This window comes from Acinetobacter sp. HY1485, from assembly GCF_027568475.1.
Lineage (GTDB): Bacteria > Pseudomonadota > Gammaproteobacteria > Pseudomonadales > Moraxellaceae > Acinetobacter.
The window spans coordinates 269,839-295,527 of sequence record NZ_JANKZG010000002.1 but is presented as its reverse complement, the minus strand read 5'-3'; the positions used below and the strand labels follow the sequence as shown (position 1 = coordinate 295,527).

The window sequence follows — 25,689 nt, the reverse complement described above, 5'->3', positions numbered from 1 at the left end:
TTAGGGAAAAATGCTAAAATTTCGTGCCTATCTTCTTTGCCTATGTTAGTGGATTCCATGACGACCAATACTCAAATTACTGAAGATCGTATCCTGATTTTGGATTTCGGTTCACAATACAGTCAACTTATTGCACGCCGTGTTCGCGAAGCAGGTGTGTACTCAGAAATGTATGCGTATGACATGTCTGAAGAAGACATTCGTGCATTTAATCCAAATGGGATTATCTTATCTGGTGGTCCAGAAAGTGTACATGAAGAAGGTAGTCCACGTGCGCCAGAAGTTGTATTTAACTTAGGTGTGCCTGTATTGGGTATTTGCTATGGTCTACAAACCATGTCAGAACAGCTTGGCGGTAAAGTAGAGCCAGGTACAGTACATGAGTTTGGTTATGCTGAAGTTGATATTTTAAAGCGTGATAAATTAATTGGTAATTTACAAGACCAAGAAAATCAGCTTCACGTTTGGATGAGCCATGGCGATAAAGTTAGCAAAATTCCTGAAGGATTTGTGACAACTGCAAGCACACCAAGTTGTCCTTTTGCTGCGGTAAGTGATGAAAAACGTGGCTTTTATGGTGTTCAATTTCACCCAGAAGTTACACATACTGATAAAGGTGCTGAATTACTATCTAATTTTGTACACAACATTTGTGGTTGTGGAAATTTGTGGACAGCAGAACACATTATTGATTTACGTGTAGAACAATTACGCGAACAGATTGGTGATGAAAAAGTTCTTTTAGGTTTATCAGGTGGTGTAGATTCTTCGGTAGTGGCAGCATTGTTGCATAAAGCAATTGGTGACCAACTCACATGCGTATTTGTAGATAACGGCTTACTTCGTTTAAACGAGGGCGAGCAAGTGATGCAAATGTTTGCAGAAAACATGGGCATCCGTGTCATTCGTGCAAATGCAGAAGATCGCTTCTTAAATGCGCTGGCAGGTGAAGTAGACCCAGAAGCAAAACGTAAAATTATTGGGCGTGAGTTCATTGAAGTATTTGCAGAAGAAGCGCGTAAGTTAGATGGCGTTAAATTCTTAGCACAAGGCACAATTTACCCTGACGTGATTGAATCTGCTGCAAGCAAGCAAGGTAAAGCACACGTAATTAAATCACACCATAATGTGGGTGGTTTACCAGAAGATTTAGCATTCGATTTAGTTGAACCATTACGTGACTTGTTTAAAGATGAAGTACGTAAGTTAGGTACAACACTTGGTTTGCCACATAGCATGATCTACCGTCATCCATTTCCAGGTCCTGGTTTAGGCGTACGTATTTTGGGTGAAGTGAAAAAAGAATATGCAGACATTTTACGTCTTGCAGATGACATTTTCATGCAAGAACTACGAGCAAGTGGTTGGTACGATAAAACAGCACAAGCATTTGCTGTGTTCCAACCTGTTAAGTCTGTAGGCGTTGTGGGTGATGGTCGTCGTTATGCATGGGTTGTGGCATTACGTGCAGTAGAAACGGTTGACTTTATGACCGCGCGTTTTGCACACTTACCGTATGACCTTGTTGATAAAATCTCAACGCGTATTATGAATGAAATTAAAGATGTTTCTCGTGTTGTGTACGACGTTTCATCTAAACCACCTGCAACAATTGAGTGGGAATAAGATAAAAGGACGCTCAGGCGTCCTTTTTTATGAGGTAAATATGGAGTTTCAAAGATGGCTGATTAAGCAAGGAAAATCTGATGCTACAGCAAAGAAGTATAGTTCGGTTATTTTTAATAATATTAAAAAATGGTTGCCTAGCTATGAGATACCAAATGATTTGATAGAGTTCATGGCATTAAAACAACAACTTGATGAATTAGAGATCTATCATGAGCGAAATATAAAAGGTAATAATATGTATTCATCTGCTTTAAAGTGGTATGAAGAATATTTATCAAATATAGATCAGTCAGGAATGTGTTTTGAGAATTTGAATCAACAAGTAGAAACAAAAAGATTGATTAAAATACGTTTAGCACAAAATAAATTTAGAAAAAATGTCTTTGATATTAATCAAAAATGTATTGTAACAGGCTGCGAATTACCACAGTTGCTAATTGCATCGCATATTAAGCCTTGGGCAGTAAGTAACCCTTCCGAAAAAATTGACGGTTATAATGGATTACTCTTAACGCCAACCTACGATAAATTATTTGATCAAGGCTTAATTACGTTTACGGAGAATCAAGCGCTAATTTACTCTTCTAAATTATCTAAAAATGTACAAGTTCAATTAGGATTATTAAGTAATATAAATGGCATACTTCATGAGCAACATAAAACCTATTTAGATTATCACCATCAATATATTTTTAAGTCTTAAATTGCTCATGAAAAATAAAGATTAAACTAACACATGCTCAGGTGCTTTTAACCCATTTAAGGCACTGTAAATTTCATTAATATGATTGCAAACAATAAGTTTTGCACGATGTTGGGGCGGTAAAAAACCCTCTGTCACGGCATGGTCTAAATGTGCGACAAGGGTGTTATAAAAACCATTTACATTATATAAAATCATTGGTTTTTGATGTTGTTCAAGCTGTGCCCATGTTGCGACCTCTAAAATTTCTTCAAATGTGCCAAGCCCACCGGGTAAGGCAATAAAAGCACTCGCACGTTCTGCCATCATTGCTTTACGTTCGTGCATGGTTTTAACCACATGAAGCTCTGTTAAGCTCTCATGTGCAACTTCATAATCCAACATAAATTCAGGAATAACGCCAACCGCTTCGCCACCAAATTCTAATGCTGTATCGGCAACTTGTCCCATCAAACCAATGCTTGCACCGCCATAAACAATACCAAAGCCATGCTCGGCAAGTCCTTGTGAAAGCTGAATGGCACTTTCTAAATAAATGGCTTTATTACCTGTGCGTGAACCACAATAAAGTGCCACTAAAGGGCGGTGTGTTTTTTTTGTCATGTGTCAAACTCCTCTTTATTGTCTGCTCAGAATATAACAGGAATTTTTCAAAAAAACGAAAGCAATTACTGTGTAAAAAATACTAAAAAATGATGAATTTCGGAACAATCTTCCCTATACTAAAAAATCGTTTCACAACATTTTTATGCATATGAGTAGTGGTTGTCGACGCTCAACACATTTTTTTCAACAATTAAAAAAAGCCATTTGTTTTTCGGCGCTTTCTTTATCTTCTATTTCAATCGCTTTGCAGGAGTATAACCAATGATGTTTGAATGGATGTCAGATCCTTCGGCATGGGTAGGTCTTGCCACATTGGTTGTCCTTGAGATTGTTCTCGGTATTGATAACCTTGTTTTTATTGCAATTTTGGCAGAAAAATTACCGCCTGAAAAACGTGATAGTGCACGCTTATTAGGTCTATTCCTTGCGCTATGTATGCGTATGGTATTACTTGCATCTATTGCATGGGTAATTACGCTCACTCAGCCTTTATTTCACTTATTCGATCATCCATTTTCTGGGCGTGATTTAATTTTACTCTTTGGTGGTGTGTTCTTGCTGTTTAAAGGCACAATGGAATTACACGAACGCTTAGAAGGTAAATCACAGTCTAAGCAAGAAGCGACAGAATATCCTGCATATTGGGTTGTGATTGCACAGATTGTAGTGCTTGATGCCGTATTCTCACTCGATAGTGTGATTACTGCGGTGGGTATGGTAAAACACTTGCCTGTCATGATGATTGCAGTCGTGGTTGCCGTGGGTATCATGATGTGGGCATCTAAACCCCTCATGAATTTTGTGAATAAACACCCAACTGTTGTTGTCTTATGTTTAGGCTTTTTGATGATGATTGGTTTTTCACTGCTTGTGGAAGGCTTTGGTTATCATGTTCCAAAAGGTTACTTATATGCGGCGATTGGGTTTTCTGTATTGGTTGAGGTGCTTAACCAAGCTGCACGCCGTAATCAAGAAAAGCTGGTTACAACAACCGATTTGCGTTACAAAACTGCTTCTGCTGTTATGCGTATGTTGGGTGGTAAGAAAAGCAGTAATACTACATCAGAGCACGACAACGCTAACCATGATGTGCTGGCGACACAGGCATTAGCAGAAGAATTATTTAATGGCGAAAACAGTGCTTACCATAGTGTGATGGTGCAAGGGGTGATTGGTTTAGCTGAGCGTCCTGTTAAATCTGTGATGACACCACGACCAGAAATTGAGTGGATTGATTTAGACGATCAGCCTGAAGAAGTCAAAGAGCGTTTAATGCAAATGACGCATTCACGCATTATTTTTGCACATGGCGAACTAGATAATTTAGCAGGTATTGCCTTAACGCATAAATTGCTCAATCAATATATCGAAACACATCATTTTGAAGTAACACCGCATTTACGCGAGCCCATGATTGTGCATGAAAATGCAGACGTACTGATGGTCATGGAGCAATTACGTCAAGCACCATTACAAATGGCATTGGTACTTAATGAATATGGCTCTATTGAAGGTGTGGTTACACCCATTGATATTTTAGAGGCCATTGCAGGTGAGTTCCCTGACGAAGATGAGCTAGAGGCAGTTGCAGAAAGTTTAGATGATGGGTCATTGATGTTGGAAGGTTCAACAGACATTCGTCATTTATCATTATTATTAGGTAAAGACTTAGTTGATGACAGTGAAGAATATTCAACACTTTCGGGTTATATTTTAATGCATTTAGGGCGTTTACCTGAAAATGGTGATGTGGTTGAAGCCGATGGTTATCGCTTTGAAGTGGTGACGATGGATGGGCACAAAATTGAAAAAGTGCATGTGGTGATGTTAGAAAAACCGCAGACCAACGATGACTAACTAAGTTAAAATAGCCTTCAATATGAGGGCTATTTTTTTATGTGTAATTTAACCTGTCCGTGTGGAAAAAATGACTATGCCGTGTGCTGTGAACCATTTCATTTAGGACAAAAAACAGCACAAAATGCAGAAGAGCTGATGCGCTCTCGCTATAGTGCTTTTGCCAAACACAATATTGATTATTTGGTACAAACCACTGCCTTGGGGCAACAGCCACATTTAGATGTGCCTGCTATTCGCCAATGGAGTTTACAAAATAAATGGCAAAAACTTGAGGTCATACAACATGTGGCACAAGTGAATAAGCATCATGCTTTAGTGGAGTTCAAAGCGTACTATCACGATGGTATAAAAGACCAAGAACATCATGAAAGTTCTTATTTTGTTTTCCATCAAAACCAATGGTATTTTTTAGATCCAACGTTGACATTTATGCCAAGTATGAAGCATCCATGTATCTGCGGTTCGGGTAAAAAATATAAGCATTGTTGTGCATCATTTCTTTAAACATAATTTTGCTCCCAAAAGGAAGTGGGTATGCTGTTAACCATTATTTATATTGTTGCAATTACTGCCGAAGCCATGACAGGTGCGCTTTCAGCAGGACGACGAAGCATGGATTGGTTTGGGGTTATTTTGATTGCATGTGTGACAGCACTTGGCGGTGGTTCTGTACGTGATGTGTTGCTAGGTCACTATCCATTAGGTTGGGTAAAACACCCTGAATACTTGGTTTTAACTTGCTTTGCAGCTATTGCTACTATTTTAATTGCTAAATGGATGCGTCATTTACGCTCTGTGTTTTTGTTACTCGATGCATTGGGTCTAATCGGCTTTACGATTATTGGTTGTCAAATTGCCATTAGCATGGGGCATGGCTTTGTGGTGTCTGCGGTTGCAGGAGTGATGACAGGGGTGTCAGGTGGTATTTTACGCGATATTTTGTGTAACGATGTACCATTGGTCTTTCGCCGTGAGCTCTATGCCAGTATTTCGTTTGTGGCAGTGATGTGTTATTGGGCATGTCAGGCAATTGGTTTAAACCTAGAAGCAAGCATTATTACCACGTTAGTGTTTGGCTTTAGTTTACGTGTTATTGCCATTTATTTTGGTTTAGAAATGCCAAAATTTATCTATCAAGATGATGATGAACAATCGGTTTCATCTCAAGATGAGTAAATAATATGGACATTATTTCAAGATTACAGCGTTTACCTGTTGGGCGGTTTCATTACCGTTTGTTGGCTATTGTAGGATTGGGGTGGATGTTTGACGCCATGGACACAGGCATGATTGCATTTATTATGCCGAGTTTGGTTAAAGCATGGCAGCTTAGCCCAAGCCAAAGCGGATTCATTGTGAGTCTGACCTTTGTGGGAATGGCATTGGGTGCAGTGGTAGCAGGGCGTTTAGCCGACCAATTTGGACGTAGAACAGTATTAGCCTGTACGCTTGCAATTTATAGCACAGCAACCGCTTTATGTGCTTTTGCACCTAATTTGACCTATTTGCTGATTCTACGTTTTTTGGTGGGTATTGGTTTAGGTGGTCAGTTACCTGTTGCAGTGAGTTTAGTGAGTGAATATATCCCATCACAGGTTCGTGGGCGTTTTATTGTTTTATTAGAAAGTTTTTGGGGTTTGGGCTGGTTATGTGCTGCTTTAATTTCGTATTGGATTATTCCTAAAATAGGTTGGCACGCTGCATTTTTAATTGGCGGTTTACCTTTATTTTATGTTTGGATTATTTTAACCAAAATTCCCGAATCTGTGCCGTACTTAGTCAATAAAGGAAAAATTCAACAAGCGCACCAAATTGTCCAAGATTTAGAAAAACAAAGTCAAATCACCGTAATTGATATTGCTGAAGTAAAACCTGTCACCATACAAAAGGTGAGTTTTAAACAATTGTGGCAAAGACTTTTTTATAAAAGAACATTAATGCTGTGGCTCATTTGGTTTGGTATTGTATTTTCCTATTATGGTATTTTTACGTGGTTGCCAAGTTTATTGGTTAAACAAGGTTTTGATATTGTTAAATCATTTGAATATGTTTTATTTATGATTTTAGCCCAACTTCCTGGGTATGTGGTGGCAGCATGGTGCGTTGAAAAATGGGGAAGAAAAACCACGTTAGCAAGTTTTATTTTGCTATGTGCAGTATCTACTTATTTCTTTGGACAATCAGCAAGTAATACAAGTTTGATTGTGTGGGGTTGCTTGATGTCGTTTTTTAATTTGGGCGCATGGGGTGTGTTGTATACCTATACGCCTGAACAATATCCAACTTTAATGCGTGCGTTTGGTGCGGGATGGGCATCAGCCATTGGGCGTGTTGGTGGTATTACTGCTCCTTTAATTGTGACACAGCTGATGGTACTTGATGGCGCATTTCATCGGGTATTTTTTATGTTTACGGCAGTTTTAGTCGCTGTTGCGTTAGTGGTTATAGTGCTTGGTGAAGAAACCAAAGGTAAAATCCTTGATTAGTAGTTTTGTATAGAAACCCTATCCCTGAAGTATTCTTTTGTATACTCGGGTATAGGGACATAAAACGAGAATAAAACTACATGGAGTCGTTAAGTAATTTTCAGTTAAATAAGCGAATTTTATCTGTTGTTATTTTTACTTTTTTTACCTATATCTCAATTGGTTTACCACTTGCCGTACTCCCGCAATTTGTTAACCATAACTTGCAATATAGCTCTTTTATTGCAGGCGCAATTATTAGTCTGCAATATTTAGCAACCTTGATAACACGCCCAAGAGCAGGACGTTTAGCAGACCGTTTGGGTGCAAGAAAAGTGGTATTGATTGGGCTAAGTTGTTGTACAGCAAGTGGCATACTTTCTGTATGCGCTGTTTGGTGTGCAAATCAACCGATACTGAGTTTAGTATTATTGGGTTTAGGGCGTTTATGTTTAGGTGCAGGCGAGAGTTTTGGTGGTACAGGTGCAACACTTTGGGGTATGAACTTAGTTGACCGTACAGAAGTCTCACGCGTGATCTCTTGGAATGGCGTGGGGACTTATTTAGCCATGGCCATTGGTGCACCATTAGGTGTGCTATTAAATAATTACTTTTCCCAAGCAGGTTTTGCATTTTTTACCGTTGCTATTGCTGTTTTGGGTTTGATTTTGGCATATCGTAAACCCTCTATTAAAGTAAATGCCGATGTAGATACAAAAATTGCTTTTTTAAAAGTGGTCTCTAAAGTGTGGGTTTTTGGTGTTGGACTTGCACTTGGTACGGTGGGTTTTGGTGTTATTTCCACCTTCATTACACTGTATTTTCATGAACAACATTGGGCAAACGCTGCCTATGCGCTGAGTGTATTTAGTTTAGGTTTTGTCTTTATTCGTCTTATTTTAGCGCGGACTATTCCTAGATTTGGTGGTATTCGGGTATCACTCGTGTCTTTTATATTTGAAGCACTTGGTTTGTTTTTAATTTGGCAAACGCAAAATTTGCATGTGGTGTATGTAGGTGCATTTTTGGTCGGTGCAGGTTTTTCTTTGGTATTTCCTGCGTTGGGTGTTGAGGCTGTCAAGCAAGTTGAAGTGCACCATCGTGGTTCTGCATTAGGTGTATATAATGCCTTTTTAGATATTGCTTTAATGTTAATTGGTCCTATTGCAGGTTTGCTTATTCCTCTAATTGGTATGCAAAATTTGTACGGTACTGCATCGGGTGCAATTTTAATTGCAGTGGCATTAATGGCATATTTACAGTGGCAAAATAGCCGTAATATTCGGTATCAATAAATCGGCACAAACGCATGTCAAGACTTGTTCTTAGAGGCTTCACACACTAGCATAGTCACCTGATAACAAGTAAGAAATATGGCTGTTTTAATTTATGTCTAGTCAAGCAACTGAAAATCGTTCTGTCGCAGAATTTACCGAACAGGCATATTTAAACTATGCCATGTACGTCATTATGGATCGGGCTTTACCGCACATTAGTGATGGTTTAAAGCCTGTACAGCGCCGTATTGTGTATGCCATGAGCGAGCTTGGTTTAAAGTTCAGTGGTAAACCTAAAAAGTCTGCTCGTACGGTGGGCGATGTGTTAGGTAAATACCATCCCCATGGGGACTCTGCTTGTTATGAAGCAATGGTATTGATGGCACAGCCGTTTAGTTATCGCTATCCATTTGTGCAAGGGCAGGGCAACTGGGGTTCACCTGATGATCCAAAATCATTTGCAGCCATGCGTTATACCGAAGCAAAATTATCGCAATATAGTGAGTTACTGTTATCTGAACTTGGGCAAGGTACAGCCGATTGGCAAGATAACTTTGATGGATCATTAAAAGAGCCAATTAACTTACCTGCGCGTGTGCCGAATATTTTATTAAATGGTACAACGGGCATTGCCGTGGGTATGGCAACGGATATTCCACCTCATAATTTACGTGAAGTGGTCAAAGGCACGATCGCATTGATCCGTAAACCACACTTAACCGATGAGCAAGTGGCAGAGTTTATCCCTGCACCCGATTTACCGACACAAGCTGAAATCATTACACCACCTGCCGATCTGTTGAAAATTCAAAAAACAGGGCGTGGCAGTTACCGTATGCGTGCTATTTATACGGTCGAAAAAAATGAAATTTTTATTTCGCATTTGCCATATCAGGTGTCTGGTTCAAAAGTCATTACCCAAATTGCCGACCAAATGCAGGCAAAAAAATTACCACTCATTACTGACATTCGTGATGAATCTGATCATCAAAATCCAACCCGTATCGTGGTGGTATTGCGTTCTAACCGTGTGGATGCAGATACGGTAATGAGTCATTTATTTGCGACCACAGATTTAGAAAGTAGCTACCGTGTCAACCTCAATATGATTGGGGTAGATGGTCGTCCGCAGGTTAAATCGATTCGCCAAATCTTATTAGAATGGATTGAAATTCGTAAAAATACCGTGACACGCCGTTTACAGCATCATCTTAACAAAATTGAAAAACGCCTACATATTTTGGCAGGCTTACTCATTGCGTATTTAGATATTGATACCGTGATTCGGATTATCCGAGAAGAAGATCATCCTAAAATTGCATTGATTGAACACTTTAAGATAGATGAAATTCAAGCTGATGCCATTTTGGAATTGCGCTTACGCCAATTGGCAAAGCTGCAAGAAATGGAAATTCGTACCGAGCAAGATGAGTTATCTAAACAAGCCGCTATTTTAAAAGAGCAATTAGAAAACCCCGAATCACTTAAAAAACTCATTATTGATGAGCTAAAAGCAGATAGTAAAAAATTTGGTGATGATCGCCGTTCTAAAATTGTGGAGCGTGAAGATGCCGTACAAATTAAAGAACAAGATTTAATGCCTGCCGAAACGGTAACGGTGGTGATGTCGCAAGCAGGGTGGATACGTGCTGCCAAAGGTGAGGTGGATGCTTCTAAATTGAACTATCGTGCAGGCGATGAATATTTAAGCCATGCTGTGGGTAAAACCAATCAACGTGTTTATGTATTAGACGAAGCAGGGCGTAGTTATGCCTTGCCCATTGCATCACTCCCTTCTGCGCGTGGTTTGGGAGAGCCTTTAAGTTCTCGTTTAAGCCCTGCTAGTGGTATTAATTTTCAGCAGTTATTGATTGCGCCTGATGAGCAAAAATTTATTGTTGCCACAAGCGCAGGCTATGGTTTTATTGCCCAAGCCAAAGGGTTAGATACCAATGCAAAAGCAGGTAAAGCATTTGTGACTTTATCTGAAAACGCGCAGGTACTTCCTTTAAATATTGTTGAAGATACACAGCAATATGTTGCCGTACTCAATTCGGCAGGGCGTGTTTTAGTGATGGAATTATCAGAATTGCCAATGCTAAACAAAGGAAAAGGGAATAAATTAATGCAATTAGAGGCAAAAGAGCACATTGTGGACTTGATTGCCTTGACACAAAATGATGTTTTAGAAGTGACCGCAGGGCAACGAACCTTAAAATTAAAAGGGGATGACTTGCAAAAATACGTAGCTAAGCGTGCAAGTAAAGGGCAAACGTTGCCTCGAGGCTATCAAAAAGCGACTAAGCTCACTGTGGCATAATATAAGAACTGGAGTTAACTGGCATTATGGAAAAGATTTGGTTTAAAGAGTACGAAAAAACAGGTATTCAAGACAAAATCACTTTACCACCTGAACATACGTCGCTGATTGATGTACTTGAGCAAAATTTTCAAAAATACGGCTCGCGTGATGCATTTGTTTTTATGGACAAAAGTATCACTTATAGCGAACTAGAAGTCGCAAGCCGTAAATTTGCATGTTACTTACAAAGCTTAGGCTTAGAAAAAGGAGCACGTGTGGCAGTGATGATGCCTAACGTGTTGCAATATCCTGTAGTGAGCTTGGGTGTTTTACGTGCAGGCTGTATTTTGGTCAATGTTAATCCACTTTACACAGCACGTGAATTAGAACATCAACTCAATGATGCTGAAGTCGATATGTTGGTGATTATCGAAAATTTTGCCTCAGTTTACGAAAAAATTGTGGGTAAAACGCCTGTTAAACACGTGGTTGTTGCCTCTGTGGGCGATATGTTGGGCATGATTAAAGGAACGTTAGTCAATTTTGTATTGCGTAATGTGCGTAAACAAATTCCGAAATGGAACATTGCAGGACATGTTTCGTTTAACCAAGCACTAAATAAAGTCAATCCAAATCATTATAAACGCCCGAAAATGAGTTTAAATGATACGGCACTGTTGCAATATACAGGCGGTACAACAGGCGTTGCAAAAGGTGCGGAGCTTACGCACAAAAATATTATTGCCAATACACTTCAAATTAAAAACCTATTCGACAGTAAGTTTAAAAAATTAGAACCGTGTGATTATCGTTTTTTATGTGCTTTACCGCTGTATCATATTTTTGCATTTACCGTATGTGAAATTTATGGTTTATACCAAGGTGCAACCAATTTACTTGTCCCTAATCCACGTGATTTACCTGCACTTGTCAAAGAAATTGGTAAGTTCAAACCAACGTTATTTCCTGCCGTGAACACATTATTTAATGCGTTGGTGCATAACGAAGAATTCCAAAAGCTTGACCACAGTGCCATGCAAATTGCAGTAGGTGGTGGTATGTCTGTTTTACCATCTACAGCAGAAGCATGGAAAAAATATACAGGGCTTATTATTCACGAAGGTTATGGTTTATCTGAAACATCGCCTGCGGTGGTATTTAACCCACCTGTCTCTGAAGAATTTACAGGTACAATTGGTATTCCATTGCCTACTACCGATGTTGCATTGTTAGATGATGCAGGTAAAGAAGTAACACGTGGTGAGCAAGGCGAAATTAGTATTCGTGGACCACAAGTGATGAAAGGCTATTGGAGACGCCCTGAAGAAACTGAACAGGCAATGACCAAAGATGGTTTTTTCCGCACAGGTGATATTGGGGTAATGGATGAGCGCGGTTATATTAAAATTGTTGACCGTAAAAAAGATATGATTTTGGTATCGGGCTTTAATGTTTATCCAAACGAAATTGAAGAAGTGGTAGCACAGCATCCAAAAGTGTTGGAGGTGGCTGTGATTGGTATCCCTGATGAAAAATCAGGCGAGGCACCAAAACTCTTTATTGTTAAAAAAGATGCGTCTTTAACTACAGAAGAAATTTTAGCGTATGCCAAACAAAATTTAACAGGTTATAAGCGTCCGCGCTATGTTGAATTTATGGATGAGTTACCAAAATCGAATGTCGGTAAAATTTTGCGTAAAGAGCTAAAAGCAAAACAGCAATCTTAAAACCCAAAAAAGACCGAGTAATCGGTCTTTTTTTTAATGAGTTGTTGAATACAAAACTACTTTTTTTAAGAAAAAGAGGATAAGTGTAGGTGTATAATTTTGAGTCAGTCACTTATATGTTGAAAGTCAGTTGCTCAAAATTATTCATAATCAGTTAGGAATTTTAATTGCGCCTTTTATTTTTGTGGCTGCACTGACAGGATTATTGTATGGGTTGACTCCTCAGTTTGAGAACTTTATCTATCAAGAGCACATTATTGCTCAGCACTTACCAAATCAAAAATCGCACTTAATCAGTGAACAAATTCAAGCCTCTTTAGCAGTTTTACCAAAAGAGGCGCAAATCTTTGCAGTACGTACACCTACTACTATAAATCATACTACTCGAATAATTTATCAGGTATCAACACATCCTAATCAAACATTTGCAATCTTTGTTAATCCATATAATTTACATATACAAGGTCAGCTTGCTGTTTATGGAACGAGTGGCGTCCTACCTCTCAGAACGTTTTTAGATCAACTTCATCGTAGTTTGTTATTGGGCGAATATGGACGAATATATAGTGAGTTTGCAGCAAGTTGGTTAGGTTTTTTTGCATTAACGGGTTGTTTACAGTGGTGGATAAGGCATCGTAAACAGGATGTGGGAAAACAAGGATATTTGATTAAATGGCATTATTTAATTGGGTTAAGCATTTTACCAATATTGCTGTTTTTTTCAGTGACTGGACTCACTTGGTCAAAATGGACGGGGGAAAATATTGCTCAAATTAGACATCTTATTAACAGTGATACGCCAAGTTTAAAAAGATCGTTACAGGCCACTATGCCCCAAATGACAGACTTACATGCTGAACACCATATGCATATGGTAAAAGATGAAATACAACAGCTTAATTTAAAAGATTTTGATCGGATTTTAAATATTGCGCATCAAAATGGCTTAAATGCTCAGGCATTACAAATTAAACCAAGTTATCGCCAAGACCAAGCATGGTCGATAGAAGAAATAAATCATCGTTGGCCAATTCAAGTGAATGCACTTGCAGTGGATATGTCAAATGATCATATTATTGATCGTTTAAGTTTTCAGGATTTTCCACTCTCTGCCAAACTGACCAGATGGGGCGTAGATTTTCATATTGGTGTTCTATTTGGATGGATTAATCAGCTTTTATTGGTGCTTGCAGCTGCATTTCTTTTAGTTCTTCTCACATGTGTTTATTTTACTTGGTGGCGATATCAACGTCCTTATCAAACATTACAAAAATTTAATGTAGATATCCTAGAGCTTTGGCACAAGTGGCATGTGTATCAGAAAACAACATTCTTTATTCTATTGTTTTTATTATACTTTATCATTCCTGTTTGGGTGGTTAGTGTACTGATCTTACAGTTGGTTGTATTCCTGTATTATCAATTAAGTAAGTCTTAGGTTAAGGTGGCATTACGATCTTATGACTCAGTTATATTATATGGCATGTTTCACAAGATCTAACTCATTGGTTAATTGAATCAAAACCAGACATATCTGATATAAATATTTTGTTCTTGAGGCGATGCAAAGTATTGAGTTAAATTAATTTTTTAAATAGAAAGGAAGTCTATCTAACACTTTAATTTTTTCTATCAACTAGCATATAAATTAAATCAATTGCTGGACATTTATATCCCATATGAGTAAGTGCCGCAGTAATTTGCCCACGATGGTGTGTACCATGCATAAATACGTGGTGTAGTGCATCTTAATAGGATACACAATACTCAATACCTTGAGAGGTTGTATAGCAAAGATTACCCTCTAATTTTTCATCAGATAAATTTGAAAGAAACGTTATCCAATTTTGTGCTTTATTTTCTAACTCATCTAATAGTTTGATGTGATTGTGCTCAATAATAGTATTTAGTGCTAAATGGGGCGATGTGCCTGTATTAAATCTTGGAAACCATAAATAATGTTCACCCACAAGTAGATGGTTGAGTGTTGCAAAAATACTTTTAAAAAATAAGCCATTATCTTTATAAAAATCTTCTTGAGAAACTACCCGAAGTGTTTTATTGAGTTGCCCAGATATTATATTGTGCCAATAAATAAAGACTGTCCATAATCTTTTTATCTTAAAATATTTTAATCTAACTTATGATTTAGTTTATTTAAATACAAGGTATTTCTAAAGTAATTAAAAATTTTGAAAATCATTAGTAAAACTAAATCTTTAAAATAAAGATACAACATAATTTTAAAACCTATTTTTTTAGCGATGTATCATACAAAATAGCTTTAAAGTAACCACTTAATGCGTTGAAGGCATGGGGTAAAACAAAATTTTAAATTTTCTCAATCATCATACGGTCTAAATAAGGGCGTGCCATATGGATAATCACGACAAAAAATAGCATGACACCCATTTGCATTTCTAACGGGCGTGTTGCAATTGTGCCATAAGTAAATAAATTATCTGCCAAGCAATATACTGCAACTAAAAATAACCATGCAAAAATAGACCAACGTTTTATACCTACCGCCAATAGTGCAATAGTCAGCATAAAGAATGTTCCAATAGTTGAAGCAATAGTGGCATTTGCACAAATAACACACACCATAAAAGCAACAATAGGCAATAGGATGTACAAAATACGGTTTACTTTTTTAATGGCAGTTTGTTGCTTTACAAGTGCATTCAAAAGGTCTTGCTGATCTGATTGAGCCATATCACTACAGTAAAAATATATATCAAACAATTATACTCAAAACCCATGCTATGATAAAAACTTTCTTCTACTACAAACGAGACCAAAGATGATGCACAACATCAGTGGCATTGTTTATCTTATTTTAGTGGCGTGTTTACTTCCCTATGCGTTTACAATAATTGCAAAAATGAGTAGTGGTTTTGGCGCACAAGATAATAAAAACCCAAGAGAGTTTTTAACCAAAGCAACAGGTATGGCAGCGCGTGCCAATGCCATTCAGCAAAATAGCTTTGAAAGTTTACCTTTATTTATTGCCTCTATTTTAATGGCAGAATATATGGTGATTGACCAAACGATTATTATGACATTAGGGATGGCTTACATTGCTTTACGTCTTATTTATGCAGGATGTTATTTAGCAAATTTAGCAACTTTGCGTAGTATAGTCTGGTTACTTTCGATGTGTTGCCCTGTCTATTTATTGATATTGGTGATTCGTTTAACGTAAATGCCTTTAAAAAGATATTCAAAAACTACTATAATCTTGAGCAACTTATTTTAAAGTTTAAAGAGTAAACGCATGAGCTACAACAATATCCCTGCGGGCAAAGACGCACCAAACGATATTTACGTTATTATTGAAATCCCAGCAAATGCTGCGCCAATTAAATACGAAATTGACAAAGATTCAGATGCGTTATTTGTAGACCGTTTTATGGGTACAGCAATGTTTTACCCTGCAAACTATGGTTATGTGCCAAATACGCTTTCTGAAGATGGTGATCCATTAGATGTACTTGTTGTAACACCACACCCTGTTGCACCAGGTTCAGTCATTCGTTGCCGTCCTGTTGGTAAACTAAAAATGGAAGATGATGGTGGTATTGATGCAAAATTAATTGCAGTACCACACGAAAAATTATCTCCACTGTACAAAGATGTTCAAGAATATACAGACCTTCCACAACTTCTTTTAAACCAAGTGGAGCATTTCTTTGCTCATTACAAAGATTTAGAACCTGGTAAATGGGTTAAAATCTCAGGTTGGGAAGGTGCTGATGTAGCAAAAGCAGAAGTACTTAAAGCGATTGAAGCTGCTAAAAAATAAGCTTTAACGCGATAAAAAAACCTACACAATTGTGTAGGTTTTTTTAATGACTTAAAAGTTAAGTGGGTATTCAATGAATAAACGCCATTCGTTGGTGTTACCTAAATAACCGTTATAGCTATCAGATGCACGATACGTTGAATTACGTACTTTAAAGCTTGCATTTTTAGCCCAACCATTTTGTATAGTGTATTTTACTTGGTTAAATAATTCATGCTCTTTACCATTGTCTGTTACGTTTTGAACGTTAATGTCCCAACCGTAAACATAAGCAGTGGTCCAAGTTAAACCAGGAATACCTAATGTACCAAAGTTAAGAGAATACATAGCTTGAACAGATTTTTCGCCATTACCGTTATAATCAGATAAATACGAGTTTGGTACAGTAATACTACCACCACCATCGCCTGCAAGGTTATAGTCGTAGCCTACGTTTCCTGTACTTTGTTGATACGCGAGCATTCCTGTATGCGCGCCTTGACTATAAGTTGCAGAAGTTGCCCAAATATTATTCTTTTTCTCTGTATTTGCTTCACCTGTTGGGAAAGATAAATCACCATAAATGTCTTTTTCATATTTAGTATGATAGCCCGTAAAATCAAGCGTTAAAGATGCATCGCTTGCAACAGGATATTTATAATTTACATTTAAGTAATGGCGTTGTAGAGCATCTTTAAATTGTGCACCAAAATATGACGCATTTAACGCATCATTAAACTTATATTGTGCACCCCAAACATCTGCACGTTTTAAATGGTTACCATCGGTGCTCACTTGATCTGAGTATTGATCTTTTGTGAAGTGACCATAAATTAAAGATAGGTTATCAATCTCATTACTTTTTACAAGCGTTCCTGTAAAGTATTCAGGTGTTAGGCGCGATTCATTACTACTCATCACGGGTAAATCTAAGATTTGTGTACCGTAAATGGCAGTTGTATTTGAAATACGTGCTTTAACATTTGCACCACCTCGTGCCCATTGATCATACGGTGTACCATCGTTGTGATGAGCAATCATTTGGTTACCAGAATGCTTGTTATCACCAATTTTAAATGCAAAGCTACCGACTGCCCCTACACCAAAACCAACTGTACCTTGGGTAAAGCCTGAATCATATTGAGCATTAATAGTTTGCCCCCATGAGCTTAAGTCATAGCGTCCTGCTGAGCGATCGCGATAAATCCAACCATTACGGAACAAAATACTGGTTTTAGAATCTTCAACAAAACCTTTAGATTCACTTTGCTCACTGGCGTATGCTGTCGAAAGAAGTGCAGCATTAATTAAAATAGCTAATGTAAGTTTGGTCATCTTATGCATTGAATTGTCCGATAAGTCACTGTTTTTTTGTGTAAATAAAACACAAGGAATTAACAAAAATCCTAACTAATCTATATTAAAAAAATCTTTATTTGCAAACTTTATTTCAGATAAGCTATAAAGTTTTTAAGAAAAAGAGCTATTTTTTCATCATAAAAGTCACTATTTTCTCACTTTTTACATTCAAAAAATGTACCAATTATTTACATAAAGCCATAAATTATGGAGAATTGTTAATTCTTGTGGATGTTTTTTGGCTTAATCTTTGCATATTAGCTGTAGCAAAACACATATATGTGAAATACGAGAGGAATGAATGACGATGAAAAAGACGTTACTTGCAGTTACCTTAACGTTATTATCAGGTGCATCTTTTGCAGCAGATAATGGGCTAGAGCAATACGGTTTAACATTGAGTGGTAATGTTGGATTAATGTCTGACTATCGCTTCCGTGGGCAATCACAAACAGAAAATGACCCAGCATTACAAGGTTCATTCACCCTTGCACACGAATCTGGTTTTTATTTTTCTACTTTTGCATCAAATGTTAATTTTTCTGATGATGCACATTTAGAGTTAGACCCCTCTATTGGTTTTTCTAAATCCCTTCATATGGGTACACTGAGCCCGTTACTTGATGTAGGTTTAGCTTATTATGGTTATCCAAGTGCAAGTGACTATAACTATCCAGAGGCTTATGCAAAATTAAGTTTTACAGATACGTTTACCAAAGGTGATGACTTAACACCAAGTATGTATTATTCAAATGAATATGGCGGTAAAGCAGGACGTGTAGAGGGTGATAAAGTCAATAATTGGAACTTTAACTTGCAATATTCTCTTCCCATTGCAGACACAGGTTTTGGCGCGCTTGCAAGTGTAGGTTACTCAAAAGCCAGCGAAAAAATCTATGGCAATGATGATAACTTTATAGATTGGAAAGTAGGTGCAACTTACGATATTAAAGCCGTACAAGGTTTAACAGCCGAGCTTGATGTGGTCGGTACCAATATTGATGGGTATACGGGTGCGGCAAAACGTGCTGTAGATACAGGTGCAGTGTTTAGCTTAACCAAAGCATTTTAATTCTAGCCGCTTCCTACGAAGCGGTTTTTTTTAGTTAATTTTAATCTAGGTGTAGATTTTACAAGCATGGTCTTTATAATCACTAACTTTTAGTTCATGTTCCTTGTAGGATTCACACAATGACTGACATCGTTCAGCAGTTGGCAAGCGAGCTTGCCGTACGTCCGAACCAAGTAGAAGCTGCCATTCGCTTAATTGACGAAGGCGCAAGTGTTCCCTTTATTGCACGTTACCGTAAAGAAGTGACGCAGGGCTTAGATGATACGCAACTTCGTCAACTTGATACACGTTTAAGTTATGTGCGTGATTTAAACGAGCGACGTGAAAAAGTTATTCAGTCTTTAACTGAGCAAAATAAATTATCAGATGATTTATTAGCGCGTGTACAAAATACACAAACTAAGAATGCCTTAGAAGAAATTTATGCGCCGTATCGTCCAAAACGTACCAGTAAATCATTTAAAGCAAAAGAAGCGGGTTTAGGTGAATTTGCTACTAAAATTCTAACAACAGAAGTTGACCCAAAAGAAGCGCTTGTGGGCTTTACGCATGATGACTATGCAGACATAGACAGTCAACTAGAAGCTGTACAACACATCATTATTGATGAGTGGGCGCAAAACATTGCGTTAACAACAAAATTAAAAGCATTATTTGCAAAGACTGCTGTACTCAAAAGTAGTGTTGCATCTGATGAGAAAAAAGAAGTGGGTAAAAAATTCCGCGATTACTTCGATTTTTCAGAAAACCTAAATAAAGTACCTGCACATCGCTTATTGGCAATGTTGCGTGGTCGTCAAGAAAATGTATTGGGCTTAAAAGTAGATGGTGAAGATGAAGCACCACTTGCACGCGTAGAAACTGAATATAATATTGCACAGCTTGCACCACAGGCGCGTCAAGAATTTTTAAAGCAAACGGCTAAACTGTTTTGGTCGGGTAAAATACGCCCTCAAATTGAGCATTCTTTACTGACTGAAAAGCGTCTTGCAGCAGAAGAAGAAGCAATGCAGGTTTTTGCCGAAAACCTACGTCATTTATTGTTATCTGCACCAGCAGGTGGGCGTTGCACATTAGGGGTAGACCCTGGTGTGCGTACAGGCGTTAAACTTGCTGTTGTGAATGAGTCGGGTGATGTTGTAGCGCATAGTACCATTTATCCATTTGCACCAAAAGAAGACGTTGCAGGTGCAAAAGCTGAACTTGCACGTTTATGCCGTGATTTTAATGTTGATTTAGTGGCAATCGGTAATGGTACTGCAAGCCGTGAAACCGAAGCTGTGATTAGCGAAATGATGGCTGAAAACGATGACCTTAAGTTAACGCGTGTGACAGTGAGTGAAGCAGGTGCATCGGTTTACTCTGCAAGTGAACTTGCATCGCAAGAGTTGCCTGAATTAGATGTGTCTATTCGTGGTGCAGTATCTATTGCACGCCGTTTGCAAGACCCATTAGCAGAGCTTGTAAAAATTGATCCTAAATCAATTGGTGTAGGGCAATATCAACACGATGTTAACCAAGCAGGTTTGGCTAAAACGCTAGACGCTGTGGTAGAAGATTGTGTAAATGCGGTTGGTGTTGATGTAAACACAGCATCACCTGCAATTTTGGGCTACATTGCAGGTTTAAATAAGTCAATTGCACAGCAAATTGTAGAATATCGTAAAACGCATGGTCGTTTTAATAACCGTCAAAATCTTAAACAAGTACCACGTTTAGGCGAGCGTACGTTTGAACAAGCAGCAGGTTTCTTGCGTATTCGTGATGGTGAACAACCACTCGATGCATCTTCTGTACACCCAGAAAGCTATGGTTTAGTTGAAACAATTGCACAAGCTAAAGAAAAAACAGTTCAAGATATTCTAGGTCAAACTGAAATTATTCGCCAAATCAGTGCTGATGATTTTGTGACAGAAAAATTTGGTTTACCAACCATTCAAGATGTATTATCTGAGCTTGAAAAGCCGGGTCGCGATCCACGTCCTGAATTCCGTACAGCCAATTTCCGTGATGATATTACGGACGTTGCACAGCTGACTGAAGGAATGGAGCTAGAGGGTGTGATTACAAATGTAACTAACTTTGGTGCATTTGTAGATGTGGGTGTACATCAAGATGGGTTGGTTCATATTTCTGAGTTAGCCAATGAATTTGTTGCTGATCCACAGAAAATTGTAAAACCGGGTCAAATTGTTAAAGTGCGTGTGTTACAAGTCGATGCAGAACGCAAGCGTGTAAATTTAAGTATGCGTCCTGAAGGTTCTCATCCTGCACCTAAAGCACCGCGTGCGCCACGTCCTAAACAAGATAAGCCACAGCAAGCGAAACGTCCTCAGCAGGCAAAACGTCCTTCTAAACCACAAGAGCAAAAAATTGGTGGTTTGGGTGCTTTACTGTTGCAAGCAGGGATTAAGGGTTCTAAATAAAACTCAACCTCCCTTCGGGGAGGTTTTTTTAAAGCTGGTTTGATCAACGTATGTCAAAAAATATTAATCAAATTATCAATGAATACTACGAAACTTTTGGGTCTGTTAAATATTGTAACTTCGTTTCAAGAGATTTCATTTATTTATTACGGCAATTTTTTTTGTTTATTGCTTTTATTTATATTTTTTTGCAGTAAAAATTTGGTTTGTTACACGGTTTGCTTTGCTATTACTTTCTGAAATTTTTGTTCTAATATTTTTCGATGAAATCCGTGGAAGTAGAGATAATAATATCTTAAAAAAATTTACTAATAGAAAGTTTTCGTCAAAGAAAAAGAAAGCCTATCTATATAAATGTAAAGAAAATTGGTTCTTAACACGGTTGGGGGAACAAAAGAATTATATTGAAATAATAGAAGATATTCAAAAAGTAGAAAAAATTAACATAGAAAATAGAGATGAATTTGATTCTTTACCAAAAATGCTTATGAGCTTAGTCTATACTCAGGATGCGAAGCCTAGAATCTTAACAGTCTTTTTAGCTTTGCTTACATTGGTAGCTACTTTAATTATTAATTCAACAAAACAGGCACAAGATTTTATTTCTTTGATTGATTATATCAGCACATTTCCTCAGTTTTTAAACTTAATTGCAAGTAATTTCACGATTTGTTTATGTATATTAATTACTTATCCATTTTTATATATAATTATAAAAAAAGGAATACACATTCTTAAGCAATTTTTTCTCTACTTTATTCCTAAAAGTTGTCAATATAATAAAAGACTATTTGTAGGGAAACATGCACGATTTTTTATTAAAGAATTGAGCCAATTTGTTAGATTTTCTAAAGGTGAATAATCACCAATGCTCACCTGGAAATAACTTGGCATACGCACGCTGAATAATATTTAACTTTTCTTTTTTACCCACCGAAGCAGTTGAGCTTGGAAATAAACGAAAACCCACCGACATCAATATATTATTTAAACTTGGCGTAAGGGTGTAAGTTAAAGAAGCTAAACGCCCTAAATGTGTTGCAACACTTTTTGGACGTTTGATAATAGCTTGCGCAATGAGGTCTGCCGCTTCATCTGTAGATAGTGTAGGTACATAATTATAAATTTTAGTTGGCGCAATCATAGGTGTGCGTACTAACGGCATATAAACTGATGTAATGGCAATTTTATGTGCATGCACTTCGGCAGCCAAACAGCGACTAAATGCATCTAAAGCGGCTTTAGATGCCACATAAGCAGAAAAGCGCGTGGCATTTGCAAGTACGCCAATCGAGCTAATATTAATAATATGCCCATCTTTACGCTTCATCATATGCGGTAAAATATTGAGAACTAAACGTACTGCACCAAAATAATTAAGTTGCATGGTACGCTCGAAGTCATGGAAACGATCTAAAGATTCGTGTACGGCACGGCGGATTGAACGCCCTGCATTATTGATTAAGATATCAATATGATCCACAGAGGCTAAAACTTGTTGTGAGCAAGTATCAATCTGCTCCATCTCATTTAAGTCGCATACAAATACAGAAGCTTTACCACCAACAGATTCGATTTCTTTTTGAACTCTGATTAAGTCTTCTTCTGTGCGTGCAACGAGTAAAACGTGTGCGCCCGCCGCTGCCAATTTTTTAGAAATTGTTTCTCCAATTCCGCTAGATGCACCTGTTACAAGTACCACTTTACCTGTAACTTTTTGTTGAAAAATCTGCTCTAACTTTTTCTTCACGAAACGCACCTATGGGAATTAAACAACAACTGTTGCATCAATCATTTAAAGGCGCTCAATATAGCAAAAAAAGCCAACGAAAAAATGTGTTGTTTGGGATTATTCGATCAGTTAAGGGTGTCTTGTTGTACTAATTTACAATACTTGCGCTTGCTTGTACCCAAATTTTAAACACAGTACGTTATACTTAAGCACATACATTTGTTGTTTTTGATACTGTCCATTTTATTGAGGAGTCCTTGTGGCCCAATATATCTATACGATGAACAGAGTATCTAAAATGGTTCCGCCAAAGCGCGAAATCTTAAAAGATATCTCTCTTTCTTTTTTCCCGGGTGCAAAAATTGGTGTACTTGGTTTAAACGGTGCAGGTAAGTCTACCTTGCTTCGTATTATGGCTGGCGTAGATAAAGAGTTTTCTGGTGAAGCGCGCGCGCAGCCGGGAATCAAAATTGGTTACTTAGAGCAAGAGCCACCGTTAGACCCAACTAAAGATGTACGTGGAAACGTAGAAGATGGTTTACGTGAGCCTTTAGATGCGCTTGCTCGTTTAGATGAAGTTTTTGCAGAATATGCTGCTGAAGATGCAGATTTTGATGCCCTTGCAAAAGAGCAAGAAAAATTAGAAGCGATTATTCATGCTTGGGATGCACATAACTTAAACAACCAAATGGAACAAGCAGCAGATGCGCTTCGTCTTCCAGCTTGGGACGCTGATGTTAGCCTGTTATCAGGTGGTGAACGTCGCCGTGTTGCGTTATGTCGTTTGTTATTGTCTAAGCCTGATATGTTGCTTCTTGATGAACCGACTAACCATTTAGATGCAGAATCTGTATCTTGGTTAGAGCGTTTCTTAAAAGACTTTGCAGGTACTATTGTTGCCATTACCCATGACCGTTATTTCTTAGATAACGTTGCTGAGTGGATTTTAGAGCTTGACCGTGGGCATGGTATTCCTTACCAAGGTAACTATACCAACTGGTTAGAACAAAAAAATGCGCGTTTAGAACAAGAGCAGAAGCAAGAAGAGTCGTTTGCTAAAGCCTTGAAAAAAGAACTTGAATGGGTTCGTTCTAATGCTAAGGGTCAGCAAAAGAAAAACAAAGCGCGTATGGAGCGTTTTGAAGAGCTTAACTCTAGAGAATTCCAAGAACGTAACGAAACTTCTGAAATCTACATTCCACCTGGTCCTCGTTTAGGTAATAAGGTTGTTGAAGTAGAAAACATCAGTAAATCATTTGATGATCGTTTACTTTACGAAAAATTAAGCTTTACAGTACCACCTGCGGCAATTGTGGGTATTGTAGGTCCAAATGGTGCAGGTAAAACGACACTCTTTCGTATGATGACCGGTGAGCAACAACCTGACACAGGTTCTGTTACTGTAGGTGAGTCTGTTAAAGTGGCTTACATTGGTCAGATCCGTGACACATTAGATGACAACAAAACGGTTTGGGAAGAAGTTTCAGGCGGTTTGGATATTCTTAAAGTCGGCGATTACGAAATTGCATCTCGTGCATATATTGGTCGTTTTAACTTTAAAGGGTCAGACCAACAAAAACGCGTAGGTAGTTTGTCAGGTGGTGAGCGTAACCGTCTACAACTTGCGAAAATTCTACAGCAAGGTGCAAACGTTTTACTACTCGATGAACCATCGAATGACTTGGACGTAGAAACTTTACGTGCACTAGAAGATGCAATTTTAGTGTTCCCAGGTACTGTAATGGTTGTATCGCATGATCGTTGGTTCTTAGACCGTATTGCAACGCACATTTTATCATTTGAAAATGAGCAACCTGAGTTTTTTGACGGTAACTATACTGAGTATGAAGCGTACCGTAAAAAACAGCTAGGTGATGAAGCGCGTCCAACCCGTACAAAATACAAAAAAATTGGTGGGTAATTTCACATCACTTAACCAGCCTTAGGGCTGGTTTTTTTATATTAAAAAATTGGCAAAGTACTTTCTTTTTAATTAATCTTTTAAGATTGAGCATCAGTTGATACCTAACGAGTCGGACTTGCTGTTTTGCAATTTAAGATCAGTTTACAAATACAAAACGGACGTTTTTATTTTACAAAGTTAATCTTAGCGATATCTAATTTGTAGGATTGAAAATGAAAAAAGTATTAATGACCCTTATCGCGTTAGGTTTGACGGGGCAGGTATTGGCGCATGATACATCAGAAAATTCACTCGATTGGAGTGGCGAATATCAGGGTAAAAAGGCAACGGTTTTATTAAAACCTGATTATAGTTATCAATTAAAACAAAAAACAGGTAATCAAAATGGACATTTTAAGTTTAACGATACGCATGTGGTATTAGGTAAACAGACATTTTTAGTAGGTGAGAATTTTATTCAGTCTAAGCGTTTAGGTACGTTAAGCAAAACAGCAGATTTAACCTATTTAGAGATAGCACCTTTTACCAAAGAATGTAGTGCAGGTGCTGCTAGAATACAGTGCATGCAAGTGAAAGAATTTACCTTAGATCAGCATAAAAAGAAATATTACTTAAATAAAGAGTGGCAAAATTTTTATAACACCATCGATGGTTTTAAACCAAGCAAAGAAAAAAACCAGACTGTTTTAGTGAAAAAAATTGCTATTCAAAACCCAGCTGCTGATGCATCTAGTTTGAAATATGTTGCGATAAAATAAACAGCCTGAGTGAATAGATATTTTAGGTAATAAGGATGAGCTCCTTTATATAAAGAATTGCAATT

21 protein-coding genes and 1 pseudogene are annotated in these 25,689 nt (G+C 37.7%); 17 read left to right on the top strand and 5 right to left on the bottom strand.

Going from position 1 to position 25,689, the window contains the following annotated elements:
* Positions 1-57: 57 nt before the first annotated feature.
* The gene (gene guaA / locus PCI70_RS03300) at positions 58-1,626 is read left to right on the top strand and encodes a glutamine-hydrolyzing GMP synthase (protein ID WP_269913924.1); all 1,569 of its coding nucleotides are present in this window, start codon (positions 58-60) and stop codon (positions 1,624-1,626) included.
* Positions 1,627-1,666: 40 nt separating this feature from the next.
* Positions 1,667-2,332, top strand: a complete 666-nt coding sequence (locus tag PCI70_RS03295) for an HNH endonuclease (RefSeq protein ID WP_269913923.1) — start codon at positions 1,667-1,669, stop codon at positions 2,330-2,332.
* Between the two features lie 21 nt (positions 2,333-2,353).
* Here PCI70_RS03295 and PCI70_RS03290 read toward each other — a convergent pair whose 3' ends face one another.
* Positions 2,354-2,935, bottom strand: coding sequence for a TIGR00730 family Rossman fold protein (locus PCI70_RS03290; RefSeq protein ID WP_269913922.1), 582 nt, complete (start codon positions 2,933-2,935; stop codon positions 2,354-2,356).
* Between the two features lie 264 nt (positions 2,936-3,199).
* Here PCI70_RS03290 and PCI70_RS03285 point away from each other — a divergent pair, with 264 nt between their 5' ends.
* The 8 genes from PCI70_RS03285 (at position 3,200) to PCI70_RS03250 (ending at position 14,007) form a co-directional block, all read left to right on the top strand.
* A complete protein-coding gene (locus tag PCI70_RS03285) occupies positions 3,200-4,795 on the top strand; it encodes a TerC family protein (protein ID WP_269913921.1) in 1,596 nt (531 codons plus the stop codon).
* A 39-nt stretch (positions 4,796-4,834) separates the two neighbouring features.
* Positions 4,835-5,302 carry a YchJ family protein gene (locus tag PCI70_RS03280; RefSeq protein ID WP_269913920.1) on the top strand — a complete coding sequence of 156 codons (468 nt, stop codon included), beginning with the start codon at positions 4,835-4,837 and terminating at the stop codon, positions 5,300-5,302.
* Between the two features lie 30 nt (positions 5,303-5,332).
* Complete coding sequence (locus PCI70_RS03275) at positions 5,333-5,974, top strand: trimeric intracellular cation channel family protein (protein ID WP_269913919.1); 642 nt, start codon at positions 5,333-5,335, stop codon at positions 5,972-5,974.
* Positions 5,975-5,979: 5 nt separating this feature from the next.
* Positions 5,980-7,284: an MFS transporter gene (locus PCI70_RS03270; RefSeq protein ID WP_269913918.1), complete on the top strand. Its 1,305-nt coding sequence runs from the start codon at positions 5,980-5,982 to the stop codon at positions 7,282-7,284.
* Positions 7,285-7,364: 80 nt separating this feature from the next.
* The gene (locus tag PCI70_RS03265; protein WP_269913917.1) at positions 7,365-8,558 is read left to right on the top strand and encodes an MFS transporter; all 1,194 of its coding nucleotides are present in this window, start codon (positions 7,365-7,367) and stop codon (positions 8,556-8,558) included.
* A 94-nt stretch (positions 8,559-8,652) separates the two neighbouring features.
* Positions 8,653-10,860, top strand: a complete 2,208-nt coding sequence (gene parC / locus PCI70_RS03260) for a DNA topoisomerase IV subunit A (protein ID WP_269913916.1) — start codon at positions 8,653-8,655, stop codon at positions 10,858-10,860.
* Positions 10,861-10,886: 26 nt separating this feature from the next.
* Positions 10,887-12,569: an AMP-binding protein gene (locus PCI70_RS03255; protein WP_269913915.1), complete on the top strand. Its 1,683-nt coding sequence runs from the start codon at positions 10,887-10,889 to the stop codon at positions 12,567-12,569.
* A 130-nt stretch (positions 12,570-12,699) separates the two neighbouring features.
* Complete coding sequence (locus PCI70_RS03250) at positions 12,700-14,007, top strand: PepSY-associated TM helix domain-containing protein (RefSeq protein ID WP_269913914.1); 1,308 nt, start codon at positions 12,700-12,702, stop codon at positions 14,005-14,007.
* 181 nt (positions 14,008-14,188) lie between these two features.
* On the opposite strand, the pseudogene PCI70_RS03245 reads toward PCI70_RS03250, so the two are convergent.
* Both PCI70_RS03245 and PCI70_RS03240 read right to left on the bottom strand, forming a co-directional pair.
* Positions 14,189-14,678, bottom strand: a pseudogene (locus PCI70_RS03245) (DinB family protein).
* Between the two features lie 222 nt (positions 14,679-14,900).
* Entirely contained in the window at positions 14,901-15,284 is a 384-nt protein-coding gene (locus tag PCI70_RS03240) for a hypothetical protein (protein ID WP_269913913.1), read from the bottom strand.
* A 91-nt stretch (positions 15,285-15,375) separates the two neighbouring features.
* Here PCI70_RS03240 and PCI70_RS03235 point away from each other — a divergent pair, with 91 nt between their 5' ends.
* Complete coding sequence (locus tag PCI70_RS03235; protein WP_269913998.1) at positions 15,376-15,774, top strand: MAPEG family protein; 399 nt, start codon at positions 15,376-15,378, stop codon at positions 15,772-15,774.
* 72 nt (positions 15,775-15,846) lie between these two features.
* Entirely contained in the window at positions 15,847-16,374 is a 528-nt protein-coding gene (gene ppa / locus PCI70_RS03230; protein WP_269913912.1) for an inorganic diphosphatase, read from the top strand.
* 51 nt (positions 16,375-16,425) lie between these two features.
* On the opposite strand, the gene PCI70_RS03225 is transcribed toward ppa, so the two are convergent.
* Positions 16,426-17,697, bottom strand: a complete 1,272-nt coding sequence (locus tag PCI70_RS03225) for an OprD family outer membrane porin (protein ID WP_269913911.1) — start codon at positions 17,695-17,697, stop codon at positions 16,426-16,428.
* A 322-nt stretch (positions 17,698-18,019) separates the two neighbouring features.
* Between PCI70_RS03225 and PCI70_RS03220 the strand changes: the two genes are divergently transcribed.
* From PCI70_RS03220 to PCI70_RS03210, 3 genes are all read left to right on the top strand, one after another.
* Positions 18,020-18,784 carry a TorF family putative porin gene (locus PCI70_RS03220; RefSeq protein WP_269913910.1) on the top strand — a complete coding sequence of 255 codons (765 nt, stop codon included), beginning with the start codon at positions 18,020-18,022 and terminating at the stop codon, positions 18,782-18,784.
* 119 nt (positions 18,785-18,903) lie between these two features.
* Positions 18,904-21,210, top strand: a complete 2,307-nt coding sequence (locus PCI70_RS03215; protein ID WP_269913909.1) for a Tex family protein — start codon at positions 18,904-18,906, stop codon at positions 21,208-21,210.
* A 223-nt stretch (positions 21,211-21,433) separates the two neighbouring features.
* A complete protein-coding gene (locus tag PCI70_RS03210) occupies positions 21,434-22,072 on the top strand; it encodes a hypothetical protein (RefSeq protein ID WP_269913908.1) in 639 nt (212 codons plus the stop codon).
* On the opposite strand, the gene PCI70_RS03205 is transcribed toward PCI70_RS03210, so the two are convergent.
* A complete protein-coding gene (locus PCI70_RS03205) occupies positions 22,073-22,960 on the bottom strand; it encodes an SDR family NAD(P)-dependent oxidoreductase (RefSeq protein WP_269913907.1) in 888 nt (295 codons plus the stop codon).
* 241 nt (positions 22,961-23,201) lie between these two features.
* On the opposite strand from PCI70_RS03205, the gene ettA reads away from it, so the two are divergent.
* A complete protein-coding gene (ettA, locus tag PCI70_RS03200) occupies positions 23,202-24,863 on the top strand; it encodes an energy-dependent translational throttle protein EttA (RefSeq protein ID WP_269913906.1) in 1,662 nt (553 codons plus the stop codon).
* 215 nt (positions 24,864-25,078) lie between these two features.
* A complete protein-coding gene (locus PCI70_RS03195; RefSeq protein WP_269913905.1) occupies positions 25,079-25,624 on the top strand; it encodes a DUF4377 domain-containing protein in 546 nt (181 codons plus the stop codon).
* The last annotated feature ends 65 nt before the right edge of the window (positions 25,625-25,689 follow it).

Bases quoted from the DNA above. Each gene is read 5' to 3' on its own strand.
- guaA (WP_269913924.1), top strand. From the start codon at position 58: ATGACGACCAATACTCAAATTACTGAAGATCGTATCCTGATTTTGGAT.
- PCI70_RS03295 (WP_269913923.1), top strand. From the start codon at position 1,667: ATGGAGTTTCAAAGATGGCTGATTAAGCAAGGAAAATCTGATGCTACA.
- PCI70_RS03290 (WP_269913922.1), bottom strand. From the start codon at position 2,935: ATGACAAAAAAAACACACCGCCCTTTAGTGGCACTTTATTGTGGTTCA.
- PCI70_RS03285 (WP_269913921.1), top strand. From the start codon at position 3,200: ATGATGTTTGAATGGATGTCAGATCCTTCGGCATGGGTAGGTCTTGCC.
- PCI70_RS03280 (WP_269913920.1), top strand. From the start codon at position 4,835: ATGTGTAATTTAACCTGTCCGTGTGGAAAAAATGACTATGCCGTGTGC.
- PCI70_RS03275 (WP_269913919.1), top strand. From the start codon at position 5,333: ATGCTGTTAACCATTATTTATATTGTTGCAATTACTGCCGAAGCCATG.
- PCI70_RS03270 (WP_269913918.1), top strand. From the start codon at position 5,980: ATGGACATTATTTCAAGATTACAGCGTTTACCTGTTGGGCGGTTTCAT.
- PCI70_RS03265 (WP_269913917.1), top strand. From the start codon at position 7,365: ATGGAGTCGTTAAGTAATTTTCAGTTAAATAAGCGAATTTTATCTGTT.
- parC (WP_269913916.1), top strand. From the start codon at position 8,653: ATGTCTAGTCAAGCAACTGAAAATCGTTCTGTCGCAGAATTTACCGAA.
- PCI70_RS03255 (WP_269913915.1), top strand. From the start codon at position 10,887: ATGGAAAAGATTTGGTTTAAAGAGTACGAAAAAACAGGTATTCAAGAC.
- PCI70_RS03240 (WP_269913913.1), bottom strand. From the start codon at position 15,284: ATGGCTCAATCAGATCAGCAAGACCTTTTGAATGCACTTGTAAAGCAA.
- PCI70_RS03235 (WP_269913998.1), top strand. From the start codon at position 15,376: ATGCACAACATCAGTGGCATTGTTTATCTTATTTTAGTGGCGTGTTTA.
- ppa (WP_269913912.1), top strand. From the start codon at position 15,847: ATGAGCTACAACAATATCCCTGCGGGCAAAGACGCACCAAACGATATT.
- PCI70_RS03225 (WP_269913911.1), bottom strand. From the start codon at position 17,697: ATGCATAAGATGACCAAACTTACATTAGCTATTTTAATTAATGCTGCA.
- PCI70_RS03220 (WP_269913910.1), top strand. From the start codon at position 18,020: ATGAAAAAGACGTTACTTGCAGTTACCTTAACGTTATTATCAGGTGCA.
- PCI70_RS03215 (WP_269913909.1), top strand. From the start codon at position 18,904: ATGACTGACATCGTTCAGCAGTTGGCAAGCGAGCTTGCCGTACGTCCG.
- PCI70_RS03195 (WP_269913905.1), top strand. From the start codon at position 25,079: ATGAAAAAAGTATTAATGACCCTTATCGCGTTAGGTTTGACGGGGCAG.